This window comes from Enterococcus raffinosus (assembly GCF_001886185.1).
GTDB lineage: Bacteria > Bacillota > Bacilli > Lactobacillales > Enterococcaceae > Enterococcus_A > Enterococcus_A raffinosus.
In genome coordinates this window covers 21,373-38,610 of record NZ_JXLA01000036.1, presented here as the reverse complement: position 1 = coordinate 38,610, position 17,238 = coordinate 21,373, and the positions used below count along the sequence as shown (strand labels likewise).

The 17,238-nt window shown below is 38.8% G+C and carries 15 protein-coding genes and 1 pseudogene; all 16 read right to left on the bottom strand.

The features are described from left to right. Positions 1-117: 117 nt before the first annotated feature. The 16 genes and pseudogenes from nifJ to RV13_RS16360 all read right to left on the bottom strand — a co-directional run bounded on the left by nifJ (position 118) and on the right by RV13_RS16360 (position 17,222). Complete coding sequence (gene nifJ / locus RV13_RS16430; protein ID WP_174520520.1) at positions 118-3,651, bottom strand: pyruvate:ferredoxin (flavodoxin) oxidoreductase; 3,534 nt, start codon at positions 3,649-3,651, stop codon at positions 118-120. A 26-nt stretch (positions 3,652-3,677) separates the two neighbouring features. Then, the gene (gene gltA / locus RV13_RS16425) at positions 3,678-5,072 is read right to left on the bottom strand and encodes an NADPH-dependent glutamate synthase (RefSeq protein WP_010744902.1); all 1,395 of its coding nucleotides are present in this window, start codon (positions 5,070-5,072) and stop codon (positions 3,678-3,680) included. Then, positions 5,065-5,901: a sulfide/dihydroorotate dehydrogenase-like FAD/NAD-binding protein gene (locus RV13_RS16420; protein WP_010744903.1), complete on the bottom strand. Its 837-nt coding sequence runs from the start codon at positions 5,899-5,901 to the stop codon at positions 5,065-5,067. The genes gltA and RV13_RS16420 overlap by 8 nt, the downstream gene beginning before the upstream one ends. A 29-nt stretch (positions 5,902-5,930) precedes the next feature. Next, a complete protein-coding gene (locus RV13_RS16415; RefSeq protein WP_010744904.1) occupies positions 5,931-6,380 on the bottom strand; it encodes a flavodoxin in 450 nt (149 codons plus the stop codon). Positions 6,381-6,847: 467 nt separating this feature from the next. Further along, positions 6,848-7,876 carry a DNA polymerase III subunit delta gene (gene holA / locus RV13_RS16410; RefSeq protein WP_010744905.1) on the bottom strand — a complete coding sequence of 343 codons (1,029 nt, stop codon included), beginning with the start codon at positions 7,874-7,876 and terminating at the stop codon, positions 6,848-6,850. A 96-nt stretch (positions 7,877-7,972) separates the two neighbouring features. Further along, the gene (locus RV13_RS16405; protein ID WP_249024491.1) at positions 7,973-10,060 is read right to left on the bottom strand and encodes a DNA internalization-related competence protein ComEC/Rec2; all 2,088 of its coding nucleotides are present in this window, start codon (positions 10,058-10,060) and stop codon (positions 7,973-7,975) included. Positions 10,061-10,197: 137 nt separating this feature from the next. Then, a complete protein-coding gene (locus RV13_RS16400) occupies positions 10,198-10,689 on the bottom strand; it encodes a ComE operon protein 2 (protein ID WP_010744907.1) in 492 nt (163 codons plus the stop codon). Positions 10,690-11,057: 368 nt separating this feature from the next. Then, positions 11,058-12,083 carry an MFS transporter gene (locus RV13_RS21180; protein WP_245176493.1) on the bottom strand — a complete coding sequence of 342 codons (1,026 nt, stop codon included), beginning with the start codon at positions 12,081-12,083 and terminating at the stop codon, positions 11,058-11,060. Beyond that, positions 12,058-12,141, bottom strand: a pseudogene (locus tag RV13_RS21685) (hypothetical protein); the annotation flags it as partial. The gene RV13_RS21180 and the pseudogene RV13_RS21685, both read right to left, overlap by 26 nt. Before the next feature lie 259 nt (positions 12,142-12,400). After that, positions 12,401-13,006 carry a helix-hairpin-helix domain-containing protein gene (locus RV13_RS16390; protein ID WP_028020680.1) on the bottom strand — a complete coding sequence of 202 codons (606 nt, stop codon included), beginning with the start codon at positions 13,004-13,006 and terminating at the stop codon, positions 12,401-12,403. Positions 13,007-13,111: 105 nt separating this feature from the next. After that, positions 13,112-14,155, bottom strand: coding sequence for a SepM family pheromone-processing serine protease (locus RV13_RS16385; protein ID WP_028020681.1), 1,044 nt, complete (start codon positions 14,153-14,155; stop codon positions 13,112-13,114). Further along, positions 14,145-14,639, bottom strand: a complete 495-nt coding sequence (coaD, locus tag RV13_RS16380) for a pantetheine-phosphate adenylyltransferase (protein ID WP_010744912.1) — start codon at positions 14,637-14,639, stop codon at positions 14,145-14,147. The genes RV13_RS16385 and coaD overlap by 11 nt, the downstream gene beginning before the upstream one ends. 1 nt (position 14,640) lies before the next feature. Continuing rightward, positions 14,641-15,195: a 16S rRNA (guanine(966)-N(2))-methyltransferase RsmD gene (rsmD, locus tag RV13_RS16375; RefSeq protein WP_010744913.1), complete on the bottom strand. Its 555-nt coding sequence runs from the start codon at positions 15,193-15,195 to the stop codon at positions 14,641-14,643. Between the two features lie 159 nt (positions 15,196-15,354). Further along, positions 15,355-15,702 carry a YlbG family protein gene (locus tag RV13_RS16370; protein ID WP_028020682.1) on the bottom strand — a complete coding sequence of 116 codons (348 nt, stop codon included), beginning with the start codon at positions 15,700-15,702 and terminating at the stop codon, positions 15,355-15,357. Next, a complete protein-coding gene (locus RV13_RS16365) occupies positions 15,689-16,114 on the bottom strand; it encodes a YlbF/YmcA family competence regulator (protein ID WP_010744915.1) in 426 nt (141 codons plus the stop codon). The genes RV13_RS16370 and RV13_RS16365 overlap by 14 nt, the downstream gene beginning before the upstream one ends. A 1-nt stretch (position 16,115) precedes the next feature. Continuing rightward, entirely contained in the window at positions 16,116-17,222 is a 1,107-nt protein-coding gene (locus RV13_RS16360) for a CAP-associated domain-containing protein (RefSeq protein WP_010744916.1), read from the bottom strand. Positions 17,223-17,238: the final 16 nt, after the last annotated feature.

The following is a 17,238-nucleotide window of genomic DNA, read 5'->3' as shown; positions in this document are numbered from 1 at the left end:
GTCACCAACACTAGATATTATAGAGCCAATAATAAAAACCGATCAATTGATCGGTTTTTTTATTTGTTTTTGATTGTAAAAATAAGGTCGATACTATTCCGTATCGACCTTTTTCTTTTACTTGCTAGATAATTCAGTGTAGCTCTTTACTCGTTCTTCCATGTCTTCAACTGTTTGATTCAACATTTCTTCTACTACGGAATCATCCTTCTTGATGTTATGCAGCGCAGAGAAGCGTGTTTGCCCTTCTAAGAAGGCATTCATCTTGCTGAAGTCTGTTTTCTTGAAGTCGATGCGCATTGGGTCTTTGCCCTTTTGTGCTCGGACTGGATCGTAACGATAAAGCGGCCAATAGCCAGATTCTACAGCTTTAACCGATTCTTCGATTGACTGGCTCATTCCGCCACGTATTCCATGATTGATACACGGTGTATAGCCGATAATCAATGATGGTCCTGGATAAGCTTCTGCCTCTTGAATTGCTTTTAATGCTTGTGTCGGATTTGCTTCAATCGCAACCTGTGCGACATACACGTCACGATAAGTCATAGCAATCATACCAAGGTCTTTCTTCTTCGTCTTCTTACCACCCGCTGCAAATTTTGCAATAGCAGCTGATGGCGTAGCCTTCGACATCTGTCCCCCAGTATTAGCATACACTTCATTGTCCATTACAAGGATATTTACATCCTCACCAGATGCTAGAACATGATCGATTCCGCTAAAGCCGATATCATAGGCCCAACCGTCTCCACCAATGATCCATTGACTAGGTTTAGCAAACATATCTTTATCAGCTAAGATGGATTGTAACTCATCATTTGTTTCTTCGCTTAGAACAGCACGCAACTTAGCCGCACGTTGCTGGCTGCCTTCACCTTCTAACATGTGATTCAACCAATCTTGTAGCTGTGCTCTTGTATCCTCTGTCCCAACACCGTTTTCTAGCGCTTTGGAGATTTTGTTCGCCAAACGATTCCGTTTCGTTTCATTGGCCATATGCATACCTAAACCATACTCAGCATTGTCTTCAAAGAGCGAGTTACTCCATGCAGGACCGCAGCCCTCTTGATTGACCGTATATGGTGTAGCTGGTGCAGAACCGCCCCAGATAGAAGAACAGCCAGTGGTGTTAGCAATCATCATTCGATCACCAAATAACTGAGTCAGCAACTTCACGTAAGGAGTCTCACCACAGCCAGCACAAGCGCCTGAGAATTCAAGTAGGGGCTGCTCAAATTGAGAACCTTTTACTGAAAATTTCTTGGCCGGATTTGCTTTTTGACGAAGAGTCATCGCAAATGCCCAATTTACCGCTTGTTCTCTTTGTTCTTCGTATGACTTCATGACCAATGCTTTTTCTTTTGCAGGACAAGCCTCTACACAGAGTCCGCAACCGGTACAGTCTTCTAAAGACACTTGAATACGATATTTGAAGCCATCTTTTCCGCGCATATCCCGAGTGATAAATCCTTCAGGTGCCGCTTCCATCTCTTCCTCGTCTGCAAGGAACGGACGAATCGCTGCGTGAGGACAAACAAAGGCACATTCATTACACATCGTACAAGCCTCAGGAATCCATTCTGGAACCTCTAAAGCAATACCACGTTTTTCATAAGCAGCAGTACCAGAAGGCATTACACCGCCCAACATACCATTTTCAATCAAATCACCCACTGAAAGCTGATTGCCTTCTTGACGATTGATTGGTTCTAAAATATTACGAATATAGGCTGGTTTATTTTGATCTTCGTCATCAACAATTGTTTTCACTTCAATCGTTGCCCACTCGGCTGGAATTTCGATTTTTTTCAGTTCAGCTACAGTAGCATCAATCGCCTGCCAATTTCGTTCAACAATTGTTCTTGATTTTTTCCCATAGGCTGCGTCTACTTCTGCTTTAAGCAGCGGCAGATAGGTCTCATGATCCATAATATCTGTTAACTCAAAGAAAGCTGTTGACATTACTTGATTGATCCGACCGCCAAGTCCCGTTTTTTGAGCGATCTCCATTGCGTTGATGATGTAAAAATTAATATGATGCTCTGCTAAATAACGTTTGATTCGACTTGGTAATAATTTTTTGATCTTTTCCTCATCCCAAACTGTGTTCAGTAAGAAGGTCCCACCATCTTTCAATCCTTTGACTAGGTCATACTGATGAATATAAGCACTATTATGACAGCCGACAAAATCAGCGGCTTCCACATTATAGGTAGAAAGAATTGGTTCTTTCCCAAAACGGAGATGAGAATTTGTTAAGCCCCCTGATTTCTTAGAATCATAAGAGAAATAAGCCTGCGCATAATAATCGGTATTATTCCCGATAATTTTGATTGCTTGTTTATTTGCTCCAACTGTTCCATCTGAACCAAGTCCCCAGAATTTTGCTTGGAATGTTGATTTTGGTGTCAGATCTAATACACTACTCATTGGAAGAGAAAGATTTGTTACATCGTCATTTATTCCCACAGTAAAGCGCTGTTTCATATCAGCAACTGGTAATAATAAATGATCAAAAACTGCTACGATTTGATCTGGTGTTACGTCTTTTGAAGCAATACCGTAGCGACCGCCAATAACGATTGGACGGTTTGTATGACGATATAGCACACTTTGGACGTCTAAGAGCAATGGTTCTCCATCAGAACCTGGTTCCTTCGTCCGATCCAAGACTGCAACTTTCTCTACAGTTGTCGGTAATTTTTCCAATAAGTTCTCTGCTGGAAATGGACGATATAGATGAATATCCAAAAAGCCGACCTTTCGCCCGTTTTGATTTAAATAATCTACGGTTTGCTGAATCGTTGGTGAAGCTGATCCCATAGCAATGATTACTTCTGTCGCTTCTGGATCTCCGTAATAATTCGTCAAATCATAATTTGTACCGCGCAATGCATTGATCTTGCCCATGTATTTTTGGACAATTGCTGGCATTTCATCATAATAACGATTCACCGTTTCTCTTTGTTGGAAATGAATATCTGGATTTTGTGCGGTACCAGATACATTTGGGCGATTTGGATTCATCCCTAAACGTCTGAAATCAGCTAACGCTTCCCAGTTCATCATTGCCTTTAGATCTTCATAGTCAATCACTTCAATTTTTTGCAGTTCGTGACTCGTTCTAAACCCGTCGAAGAAGTTCATGAAAGGCAGTTTGCCCTCAATACTCGCTAAATGGGCAACGGCAGACAAATCCATTACTTCCTGAACGCCACCTTCAGCCAGCATACAAAAACCTGTTTGCCGAGCTGCCATTACATCACTGTGATCTCCAAAAATACTTAATGCATTCGTAGAAACTGCACGTGCTGCTACGTGAAACACAGTAGGTAACAATTCACCAGCAATCTTAAACATGTTCGGAATCATCAGCAGCAAACCTTGTGAAGCGGTATATGTTGTAGTTAAAACACCTGTTTTCAAAGAGCCGTGAACGGTTCCGGCAGCTCCTGCTTCTGATTGCATTTCAACCACTTTTACTGTTTCATTAAAAATGTTCTTGCGACCTTGCTCTGCCCATTCGTCAACGACTTCTGCCATTGTTGAACTAGGCGTGATTGGATAGATTCCGGCAACTTCCGTAAACGCATAAGAAATATGGGCTGCTGCAGTGTTTCCATCCATCGTTTTCATAGTTTTCATCATTTGCACCTCGCTTAAACCAATTGCTCCTATCTTGTCTTTTGAATATACTGATCAATTTCATTTGCTGCTATTTTCCCTGCACCCATGGCTAAGATGACGGTTGCCGCACCTGTAACGATGTCACCACCGGCGAAAACTCCTGGAATTGACGTCGCACAAGTTTCTTCATCCGCATCAATATATCCCCATTTATTTAGTGCTAGTTCAGGGAAAGTGTCCAATAAGACTTTATTGGCTCCTTGTCCGATTGCTTCGATTGCTGTATCTGCTTCAATAATGAATTCACTACCTGGAATAACGATTGGTCTTCGACGTCCCGATTCATCCGGTTCGCCCAATTCCATCTGAACACACTTGACCGCCTTTAATCGCCCGGCCCCATCATCCATGTATTCAACAGGATTGCTTAACCAATGATACTCTATTCCTTCTTCTACTGAGTGATGATATTCTTCCTCACGAGCAGGCAATTCTTCCAATGACCGACGATACACGATAGAAACTTTGTCAGCGCCTAAACGTTTGGCAGAACGTGCTGCATCCATCGCTACATTTCCGCCGCCAATGACAACGACATTTTTCGATTTCTGAACAGGTGTATCATAGGTTGGAAATTGATAACCATGCATCAGATTTACACGTGTCAAGTACTCACTTGAAGAGTAGACACCGTTTAATGATGTTCCTTTGATTCCTTGGAATCTAGGGGCACCTGCTCCCACTGATAAATAGCACGCATCAAATTCGGAAAGAATCTCATCCATTGTAATTGTTTTTCCAACGACCACGTTGGTTTCGATTTTCACACCCTGAGCGACGATTCGTTCAATTTCTTTCTTCACAGTACTTTTTGGTAAACGGAATTCTGGAATTCCATATGTGAGTACGCCACCTGGTGCATGCAATGCTTCATAAACAGTCACATCGTACCCCAGCTTCACCAAATCTCCAGCTGCCGTTAACCCGGAAGGTCCTGACCCAATAACTGCAACTCTACCCTTATCGCCAGTGACTTCCTTATATTCTACTGGTTGCTCTAAAGCCCAGTCCGCCACTAAGCGTTCCAGTTTTCCGATCGCTACTGGTTCAAATTTTTTCGATCGTCCTAAGCGACATACCATCTCACATTGCTTTTCCTGTGGACAAACACGCCCACAAATTGCTGGTAGATTCGTATAACGACTTAAAATCTCGTAGGCTAATGGCATATCGCCTTCTTCGATTGCTTTAATAAAGCCAGGGATATCAATCATTACGGGACAATTTGTAATACAAGGCGCATTTTTACATTGCAAGCAACGGCTTGCCTCTAATTGTCCCTCTTCTAACGTATAGCCTAAAGCGACCTCGTCGAAATTCTGATTTCGAACCTCAGGTGCTTGTTCTCGCATCGGGGTTTTTGTATAACTGCGTTTAGCCATTTGTATTCACCTGCTTTTCATAGCTTTCATTCGCCAGTAATTCTTCCGGACGGTATTGCTGCATCCGATTGACGAATTCATCCCAATCGACTTCTTCGCCTAAAAATTCTGGTCCATCAACGCAAGCAAATTTAATAGAGTTCGCCACAGTTACACGACAGCCTCCGCACATCCCCGTTCCATCAATCATGATCGGATTCAATGAGACATAGATAGGTACATCATATTTTTGTGCTGTGAGTGTACAAAACTTCATCATGATACTTGGTCCAATTGCCCAAGCCATTGAGATGTCTTCCCGTTTGAAGACATCTTCCATTGCCTGAGTTACTAGACCCTTTTGACCCACAGAGCCATCATCTGTCATCAAAATCAGTTCGTCAGAATACTGTGCACATTCCTCCTGTAGAATCAATAACTCCTTATTTTTCGCCCCAAGAACAGTAATCACACGATTACCCGCCTCTTTTAACCCTTTAACGATTGGGAATAATGCCGCGATTCCAACGCCACCGCCAACTAAGAGAACGGTCCCATAATTTTCGATATCCGTTGCCTTACCAAGTGGTCCAACAATATCCATTAAGGCTTCTCCAGCCATAACAGTAGCGAGCTGGGCAGTTGATTTGCCGATCACTTGAAAGATTAAGCGTACCCAACCCGCTGCTTTGTCCGTATCCACGACAGTTAGCGGAATCCGCTCACCTTGTTCGTCGATTCGCAAGATCACAAACTGCCCCGGTTGTGCTTTCTTGGCAATTCGTGGTGCCTCAACTAAAATTTCATATTCAGTTGGCGCCAGTTCCTTGCGTTCTAATACTTTAAACAAAATCTCACTCCATTCTTCCCAGGTGACCCTTATTCCGCTGCTTCTACCAAAGCTTTCACAAATGCTTTCAATACTTCTTCATCCTCATCATCAGCTTCATTTTCAATTTTCACTGTTTCCGCTGCTTTTTTCGCTCCAGTTTTCGCAAAAGCCTCATCAAATGCAACTGCTGCATGACAGAAGTAATCTGGATACAGTTCGCTATCTCCACTTCCTACTACACCATAAATTTTTCCTGATAGATCTTCGTCAGGTAATTCTTCATGTAAATCTTCTAAGTCAAACGGCAGTTCACCATCTCCATCGGTATAAGTAGCTAGAACACAGATATCCGCATCTTCATAAAAATCTGCTTCTGCATCATCCGCTTCAACGCGTTCAACGTCGACGCCAATTTCTTCAAAAGCATCCTCCAAAATTTCAGAGATTCCTTCTGTGTTTCCTGTGTTGGTTGCATAAACGATTTTTGCTAGTGTCATTTTGTTCATCCTTTCTTTTTTGGGTTTATACATTTGTGGTGCATATATAAAGTCAGACGAGCTGACTATTATCACTTTGAAATAAGAACTTTTGTACCTCTAACTTCAAAATCAGATCCATCAACTGATGGCTTTCCAATTGAGAGTAATTCTCACAAGGTTTCTTCAATCTCTTTGTTTTAGGTAATTAACACCTTGGTATTATCATACCTTAAAATAGTGAATTATTAAACATTGCTGAGAGATTTTTATTCTAATTTTTTCGATAAACAATTCCCTATTCGTGTTTTTTTATCTCCCTTATGCTTCACAAGAAAAAAAGTTGTATTTTTTCTGAAACTATCATAAAGGTATCGCTTTCTAAGAATGACAAAAAAGAGCTGATAAAACAAAACATTTTGTTTATCAGCTCTCTTTTTCGCGTTTATCACCCATAAATATGAGAAAATAATCGGTTCAAATTCTTTCTATTTTTTAATTTTTTCGGTTGTTTTTAGAATGAACAATTGAAAGTTCATTTCTTTATCTGCTTGTCCTGTCTTCACTTCATAATCGTTTTCAACCAACTCATCATACATCGATACAAGTAATTCTAGTGGAAATTTCGCGACTTGTTGCATTGCTAATTTCACTCGATAAGGATGGACGCCTAACGTTTCCGCAATATTAGCTTGCTGATAACCGGTTTTTTGTAAAATTTTTGTTTGCAGCAGCAATCGAATCTGTCCAATTAATATTGCCGTTAGCTTGATCGTTTCTTCCCCTTGCAAATGTAATTCCTCGTAAGTTTGATAAGCTTTTTCTGTGTCTCCCTTTAAAATTCGTTCAGTCAATTCAAAAATGTTATGTTCCAATGTCTTTGGTACCAAATCCTCTACTAGTTGAAGAGTGATAGTGCCTCCCTCACCAGCTAATAGAAGTAATTTTTCAATTTCATTCATCGCCTTTGAAAGATCAAAGTCTGTTAAGCGTAAAAATAGATCAAATGCTTCTTTTGAAATTTTCACATGTTCGTTGCTAATATAGCGCTGTAGGAAGCTGCGAAGATCTCGCTCTTGCAAAGGAGCTGCTTCAACAATAGTGGTTTTCTTCAGTGCTTTTGTAATTTTTTTCCGAGCATCCAGTTTGGGATAGTTCGCCCAAAAAACAACAATCGATGTGTCTAATGGCTGCTTCAGATACTCTACTAATCCATCAACGTCTTGGTCTGGCACATTGCTTTTTTTCTCTCCTGTTAAGAAGTAAGGTTTCTCAACAAAAATCAATCGATAATCACCAAAAAAAGGCAAGGTTTCAGCCTCATCAATCACCGCACCTAAACCATTTTCTTCCATATCAAAGGACATAAAATTTAATTCTTCTAAATCATCTTTTTTCATTCGATCCATAAAAGCTTGCCGAACTTCCTGAATCAAATAATCTTCCGTTCCAGTAATCAAATAAACCGGTTTTAAAGGTTCATTTCTAATCTGTTGAAGGGCTTCCTGTGTGTTCATGTAACTACTCCTAACTTGTATTCAAAACTATAAAAATAGGCTGATCATTCTTCTACTCACAAAGAGAAAAAGCTTCAACTTTCCATGCTACCACGTTTATTCCGGAAAATCTATCATGACTTTAACCCTTCCTCGTTTCGTCACCGCTGACCATTGATAATAGATCATCCCGTGTTGATCAGTTCGTAATATTCGAATCTGATGTTTCTTTAACTTTTCTAAAGTTTCCTCTGTGGGATGACCATAGCGGTTCCTTTTACCTACAGAAATAATACCATATTTAGGAGAGATTTTTTCCAACAGCTCTTCACTCGTCGAAGTATTACTGCCATGATGACCAACTTTGAGAAAGTCTGTTTTCAATTGCGGATAATTCTTCAGCAAGTCCTTTTCACCGGTTATTTCTAAGTCTCCTGTTAATAAAAAGCGCTTCTTATTTAATTGAAAATAAGTAACAAGAGAATCATTATTCTCGCCTTCACTTTTTTTCGGTGACAGTATTTGAATCTTTAAGTAGTTTCCGACAGTATCTCCTTGCTTTATCAGATGAATCTTTGTCCCTCTAATTTTTCTTATCATGCTCTGTAATTCTTTTTGCGACCCTCGAGCCAAATAAAGATTTTTCACTTTTATTTCATCGAGTACATGAACTAACTCACCCATATGATCCGCATCATTATGAGTCACCAGCAAATGATCAATCTTGCGACACCCCTGCGATTTTAAAAATGGCAATAAATTATAGTCAGAGAGATGTTTTGATTGCCTTTTCTGCCAATTGTCCTGTTTAAAAGTTAATTTTCCACCAGTATCTATCAAAAAAGTTTCTCGTTTAAAGGGAAGCTTGATAAAAATGCTATCCCCTTGTCCCACATCAACAAAGGCTACTATACCGTTGGTTGATATAGAGATTGAGCCGAGAAGAAAAAAAGCTGTGATCAAAAAAAGATAAATGCTCTGATGATATTTTAACCGATCAATAATCAAAAGAACTACTACTAGAAGAAGAAGAAATAGAAAAAATGATGGTTTTCCAATCGTGAAATTAGGGAAAGTAAAGACCTGCAAAAATTTCTCAAGAAGAAGAAAGAAAAACTCTATCGTATTACTTAGTATTTTCGGTATTGGAGCAAAACAGCCTAGAAAAAGTAATAAGCATCCAGGTAAAATAATCCATTCAAAAATTGAAAATAGCAGTAGAGTTAGTACACCGCCAATTATGCTCCATTCACTAAAACTAAAAATCAATATTGGTAAAGATAAAACCGAGAAGACGAGCGTCTGCTCCCACGTGTGAATAGGCAAATCGTTTAAATATATTAGTATTAAAGCAAAGTACAGACTTAACTGAGCACCTACAGACCAAAGAACTAAGGGAAAGCTTAAAACTAATAGGAAAAGCATTATGCTCCATTGATCCAGTTTAGAAAGTAAAATGTCAAAAGTTTGACAGACAAAACCAATGATAAAGCTTAAAACCGCTCGAATTGTACTAAAACCGCCACCTGTCAAAATAATGAATAACACGCCAATACAACTTAAAAAAATGAAACGCGAGTCCCTTGTTAATCGCGCTCTCTTCAACAGCAAATCAACGCCTCCCAAATAAAACTGGATATGCATTCCTGACAAAGTAAATAAATGTAACAGTCCAGACGCTTTGTAACCTGATGTATATTCTGTGAATGCAGCATCCTTGTAGCCAATTACCAAAGCCTTAAGGTAACTGGCAAGTCGGTTAGAATACCTTTGATCTATGCGAAAAATCAACTGCTGTCGTAAATCACTCAGGTTAAATCCTCTTCGATCAAGTTGCGTTAATGAATTCACTTGAAGAATTCCTTGGATTCCAAGACTTTGATAATGGGCTTTTGCATTAAAGCCTTTGAGATTTCTTACTGAATCAAACGTTTCCGTTTCTCCGCTAACTAGTCCTAAATTTGGCGGCTGGTTAGCAGTCCAACGTTGTTTTTCTTCTGGAGACTTCAATGAGTAGTAAAGCACGTACTTTTTACCATCAACTTTCCCGATCATTTTTAAGGAACTGCCATCAACAGTGATCGAATCAGATTGAATATAGACGGTTTTATTTAATATAGATTCTGAAGATTCCGAAAATTGGTTTACATAATAATACGTTCGTAAACCAATAAAAATGCTGCATAAAAAAGCCAACAAAAGCATCTTGTGGCTTTTCATGCAGCAAAGTCGAATCAATAAAATAGTCGCTAGTAAAAATAACCAACCATTAAACTGATAGATCAGACTAGCAAATAAAATCGGTAGTAGAATCGGTACAATTAAGAAATTTCGAAAAGAAGCTAAGGCTTTGGTAATGTGGCAGCATCTTCTCCTAGCTGAAGTTTTGTAAAATATTTACTTTCTAGGTGTACTTGATGTGCACTCGCTCCTACTTGATCGATCAACTCAATCGCATATGGATCATTACGATAGTCTTTCAAGTAATGAATTTTCTTGATACCGGCCTGCAGGAGCGCCTTTGTACATTGTAGACAAGGAAAATGAGTTACATACACCTCGGCTTGATCCGTTGCAATACCTAGTTTGGCACATTGTAGCAATGCATTCATTTCCGCATGGATCGTGCGAAGACAATGACCATCTACGACATAACAACCATCATCAACACAGTGTACATCTCCACTGACAGAACCATTATAACCTCCTGCGATGATGCGTTTATCACGAACGATTGTGGCACCCACTTCTAAACGGGTACATGTACTCCTCAATGATAATAAAACAGCTTGCGCCATAAAATATTGGTCCCAAGGTATTCTTTCAGTCGTCAAATTTTTACCCTCTCTTTCGATCTTTCTTATATTGTAATCGAGTCCTTTAAATTTTCAAGCATCTTTTCGTCGATGTTGACTACTTTCATCACCCTTTCACTCTTGGGAAAACTGCCATTTTCCGCGTGTTACTAAATATTACACATTTTATTTTTTACCGATTCTTAGCCAATGCCGCCTATGGTGTTCATTTATATCAAAATACGCAAACGAACCTGTTTGCTTCTTATTCACAAGTATTAGCAATGATTATCATACTAATGTAAAAATATTCCTTCGCATTTATTGGCAACAAAAAGTGATAACTCATACCTCACAAGGATAAGTTATCACTTTAAACTATTTAGTCTACAAAACATATACTTATTTTAATCGTCGATTATTCTTTTTCTACTAAAAATGAAGAAAAAAACTAATGCTCCGAACAATGCGTAACCTGAAATAAGACAATAAATTGTTTGTATAGATATTATTTTTGCCAATAGGCCGTAGATTAGGCTAAAGAGGATCATTACTACATTTTGTCCCAATCCGTAAAATGACATTACCGTAGCTCTGCCTTCATCAGTGATTGTTTCTTGTAGCGACTTGATTAATAACACTTCGGAAATAGACATGATCATCATTGAGGCACCGAAAGTTACAACAGCATAAGTGTGCCAAAGAAAAGTGAAGACCGCTAAGAAAGCGCCTGCAAAGCCATATAAAATAAATATCCATCGAATTGATCTGCACTTTTTATCAACTTTGGGGGCTAACAAATCTCCTAAAGCAACAAAAATGAATCGCACTGTTAACAAAACACTCACCCAGTAGTAGTCCACCTTAGAGTCGCGGATAATCAACGCATCGAACTCATCAAGATAACTTACAAGATTAGAAAACAGAATAAGAAAAAGGACAGTCAGCAGAGAAAGACTGTTGTCCCTAAAGAGCTGGGCCGCATCCTTAAATGTTCTATGAATAGCAATCGTCGAGTCATTTAATTGATTTGCATAATAATTTTTCTCCTCCAGTTTTGAGGCAAGCAACGCATTGATGAGACAGATACATGCAGACAAAAGAGAAATTTCCGCGAAGCTAATAAAAGTCACTAAAACACCGCTAATAACAATGCCAGTCAAATTTCCAATGTTTGCGAAAAAACGGCTCCTGCCATAGATTCTGCTAAATTGGTCTTCACGATTTTTACTCTTCAGATTATCATAGATTAGACTTTCCTCTGTGCCAGAAACAAAAGCGTTTCCAATGGCCCAAAAAAAAACCAACAGCAAACAAACTGAATGATTGAGAAAAAGACCAGATAAAAAAACATAAACCTTCAACAAATGAAGCAATAACCAACATATTTCTACGGCTCCATCGATCGGCCAATATACCAGAGGGTATTTCAAATAAAATACTGAACCCACTCCAGAGAGAAACGAGGATAGCAATCTCAGATATACTCATCCCTCTTTCAATAAACAAGAGCGTGTAAAATGCATAAATTGGCAGACAATGACTCATAAATTTGTAACGATACAATAACTTAACATTAAATGGTATCATTTTTTCTCCTCCCTTTTGTTTTTGAGCAAGACTATTTCAGGGAGGGCCTCGAACATTTTTTTGAGATTCGTTTTAACAAGGGTATCGAATCATTTTCATGGTTTCTCATCTCCTGACTATGGAATTTTTCGAGAACTTTTTGAAAACGTTATATTCTTTCTTATATTGTAATTGAGTCCTTTAAATTTTCAAGCGTTTTCTCACCAATGCCGGATACTTTTGTTAGATCATCGATCGCGTTGAAGCTGCCATTTTCCTCTCGATATTTGATTATATCCGTCGCCTTTTTCTCACCAATTCCTGATAATTTCTGCAATTCTGTCGCATCCGCTGTGTTGATGTTGATCTTTTCCTGAGATTCCCCTCCAATTGATCCATCTGACTCAACTGTTGCTTCTTTTAATCTAGGGATTTCCTCTCCAACTTTAGGTACATAAATGATTTCTTGGTCCGACAAAAGCTTTGAAAAATTGATCTGATTCTGATCCGCTTCAGCTGTAAAACCGCCTGCAAGATCAATAGCATCCATTAGACGCATGCCTTTTGAAATACGATACATTCCTGTTTTTTTGACCGCTCCTTTGACATCGACATACCACTCTTGATTGATAGATTCACTTGTTTCTACCTTACTGCTCTCTGAATAATAAACGGCTGGATCTGTTAGCTCTTCTTCAGATGTTCTGGAAAAGAAGAAAAAAAGAATAACTGCAAGAATAGCCGGTACTGCTAGCCAGTAAGGATACTTTTTTAAATACTCTTTCATAACTACCTCCTTTTCAATAAGTTACGCAAACGATCTCATTTTTTCGGACTATTTTTCTCAAAAAAAAAGAATGTTAGATCTATTATCTAACATCCTTAATGACTTCTATTTCATTGATTCCAAATACTCTAAAGCATCCTTCACTGTCTTCACTGGAACGATCTTCATATCTGTATCCAGCTTTTTAGCTGCTGCTTTGGCTTCTTCATAATTGGATTTAATACCTGGTTGTGCTTCCTTCATTTCTTTTGTAATCTCATCATCAGGAGCGAAAAAGACCTTATTTTTATCCGCCGCTGCACTAGCGACCTTCTTATCAATCCCGCCAATTCTTCCGACCTCTCCTTCAGAATTAATTGTTCCAGTCCCAGCGATCTTCTCACCGTGACGCAGATCCTTGTCAACGAGCTGTTCATAAATTTCCAGTGTAAACATTAAGCCAGCAGAAGGTCCACCGATATCACCAGCATCCACCTTCACTTTATCCTGCGAGTCAATCTCCGTGTGATCAGTTAAAGTAATTCCAATCCCGGGCTTTTTATCTGTTGGTAATTTAATCAACTTCTCGGTAGCTTCTTTTGTTTTGCCATCATGTGTATAGGTCACTTTCATTTTTTGACCGACTTTTTGGGATTTTACGTACTTCATAAAATCTTCGCTGCTGGTAAATGTTTTTCCATCTGCTTTTGTAACCGTATCGCCAACACTAATTTTTCCAGCAAAATTTGAATTTTTCTCTACACCTAGTACATAGACCCCTTTGTACTCCATTTTATAAGGTCTATTAGCTAATTTTAAAGCTTGTTCAATTGCAAAATTTTGAGACGTTTCCATATTGAATTTTTGAATCTGCATATATTCGTCATCACTAGCACCGCCAGTCAGTTCATCAGCAGAAATAATTTCATGAAAAGGTTCAATTTTTGCTTTTAGAGCTGTAAAAACCGTTGCTCGACGTATACCAACTGAGGTTAAACTAAAAGATCCTTTGTTTTCATCCTTTTTATCATTGACTGTAATCAACTCTTTTAAATTGATTGTCTCTCCTGGCTCCTCGATGTAATAAGGAATCGGTACAATCACACAAGCCACCACTGCTAATGCTAAAAATATAAGTAATAATCGTTTGACGAGTTTATTATTTTTCACTATTCTCACGCTTCTCTTCCAACGCCCGATAGACTGCATCAGGCACATATTCTTTAATATCTCCGTTAAAGGCCCAGACTTCCTTCAAAATTGAAGAACTAATATGACTGTATTTCGGTTCTGCTAACAAAAAAACTGTTTCTAATTTATGGTCTAAATGATGATTCATATAAGCAATCTCTTTTTCATATTCATAATCTTTGACACTTCGAATGCCCCGCAGCAAAAATTTTGCTCCGAGCTTCTCTGCGACATTAACTGTCAGCTCATTTTCCTGACCAATCACCCGTACGTTAGGAATGTGTGCTACGGTCTCCTTCACAACCTCAAGCTTCTCTTCTGACGTGAAGTAACTTTTTTTCGTTGTATTCACAAAAACGCCAATGATTAACTCGTCAAATAATTTTGCTCCCCGTTCAATTGTATCAAGATGACCCATAGTCAAAGGATCAAAGCTACCAGGGAAAAGCGCAATTCGTTTCATCCTAATCCTCCCAATCGTAAATCGTTACAGCAGTAATCCCATAATCTTGACGTTTACGTTCTTTCAAATTTCCGATTGCTTTAGGCAGAACAATTTCTTTCCCAGTCTCACATACAACGATTGATGTTCTGGTCAGTAAGTCATTATCAAGCAACAGATTGATTTGCTTCACGATTTCTTGTTTTGCATAAGGCGGATCCAATAGCACTAAATCAAATTTCACTTCATTCGCAATCAGCTGCTGAATTGCCTGATTTGCCGGCATTTTCATCAATTGAAAGGCTGATTCGTTCTTCGTCACAGCAATATTTTCACGAATGATCTCCATGGCGCGAAAGTTTTTCTCTACCAAAACGGCTTGATCCATCCCACGAGAAACAGCCTCGATTCCTAGAGAGCCGCTACCAGAAAATAGATCCAATGCTTTTCCTCCGTCGAAATACGGGCCGATCATATTAAAAATAGCACCTTTTACCTTATCCGTCGTAGGTCGTGTATTATTTCCTGATAAAGTTTTTAATTTACGACCACCAAATTCACCTGCAACCACTCGCATGAATTACATGCCCCTCTCATTACTATTCATCAGTCAAATGCACAGCTAAGGATATCTCTGTTTTATATGATCCAAAGCCCATTCAGACTCATTTGACCTCTTTATTATCAAAGAAAAAGATGAAAAATGTTTGAACAAATCAGACATTTTTCACCTTACTTAGACTGTTTCAGCTAATCGAATCTTTGTATTGGCTTCCACGACATCCAACTCATCGTCATCTTTAACTTGATAAGCGGCCTTCGTTCCAATTCGATCCGCAAAATTCATTTCAATATCTGGTCGATAAGACCGCTCAACTTGACGTACAAAATGTAAGCCCTGTAGCTTATCTTCTGTTTCATCAACGACCTCTTCATTCACATACAAAACGACGTATTTCATTTTTCTTGAGACAAAATGAATCAAACCAAATCGTTTTAAGGTTTTTAATTGCTTTAAAGAATATACCCAAACAATGATTCCTCGTCTTTTCTGCATTACAAATTCTATGTTATCCATGACAATTCCCCTTACAACTAGGATTTCCAGTTTCAAAAAAAGGATTTCCCGCATTGACTTTGATTTCTGATGAGATGGTTTTTGCCAAACAAATGCCGATTTCATCTAAAAGTTGCTGAAAATCAGTCTCAGCAAGGCGATAAGCGGCTACTTTCTCATTCAGATCAAGAGCTCGCTTGCTTAAACGAACGTTTCGTTGCTGTTGGCGATAATTTGGCGAATACTCGCCGTAAGCAGCGATTTGCTCATATTTATCCTTTTCTGCTTGAAACGTTTTTTTTAGCTGTGCTACCTCTGAGCATTCGTTCATCTGTCTCTTTGCTTGCAAATAGTTTTTATAGCATCGACTTGCTAAAATTTCTTGAATCAATCGTTGATTCTGATCCTCTAGCTGAAAAAAAGCATCATTAATGATCAACCTATTCACTATCCTTTGTTTTTTCTGGTTCTTGTAACAAGACTAGCACACTTTCTTGATTAATTGCAACGCCTAGCTCTGAATCGGAGGTCGTCACTATTTCAGTCAAATGTTCATGGCTAATCCAATCCAAGAGATTAAACAACGGATCTATCATTGGCGAATAGAAAAAGCCATCTTCATAGTCGAGTTTGGCATTTTTTGCCAAATCTTTAAATTCGGTTGGTGTTAATTCAAAAGACAAATTGCTTAAATGAGCACCCTGATCTGTTTGCCACTCCTCTAAACGATCTGTTTCCAGTACCTTTTTAGGTGTAGTTAAAAAACTTTTTAAAAGTTTTTTACTGTTAGTCATCGAACTGTCAGCAGTTGGCAGCTTTTCCAGTTTGCGTAGCGTTCGATAAACATTCATAGCATTGATTGTACGTTCTTGCTTCTGCTGGTTTAAAAGGGTCCAATCAAGATTGCTTTCTTGAACACGATTCGCTAAAGGATTTCCACTGTTAATCTGATAGGGCATTAAGCGTAAAAGATTTTCAATGTCTAAATAAACGGCTCCTACCAATTTTTCATTATCTCCATTGAAAAATAGCATTGCAAATGTATTGTTGTCAAAAGCAATCAATGGTCGAAAACGCATATCGTTTTCACTCAATTCAATCTGCACAGGTTCTTCGTCATAACTTAATGCAAAATCCGCAGATAGATTGATCTGATCTGATAGTTGACTGCTACTCATTCCAAGTTTGAACGGTTTGACATCAGCCTTCTTTGCCATCACTTTGATTGTACTAACCTGCCCAGACTCTACATTCACTTCCAGAATCCCTTGATCTAGAGAATACTCTCGCGTTTGAAAAAAGAAGCCACTGTCTTCTATCTTGATAGGTCGCCCAAATTCCTCTTCAAAAGTTTCGATGGGCTCTGAAATGTAGTTTGCATACCCCTCAGCCTTAATCGATTGATGCTTTAACGCCTTGTGTCGGACAACTTGATTCGTAGGTGCGGCAGGGCTCTTTTTTTGCGTAGGCGGAAAGAGGACAGGCTGCAAATAGTAGCCGATCATAACTAAAAACAGAATACTAAGAAAACCAATCACTCTTTTCACGCAACAACGCTCCTAA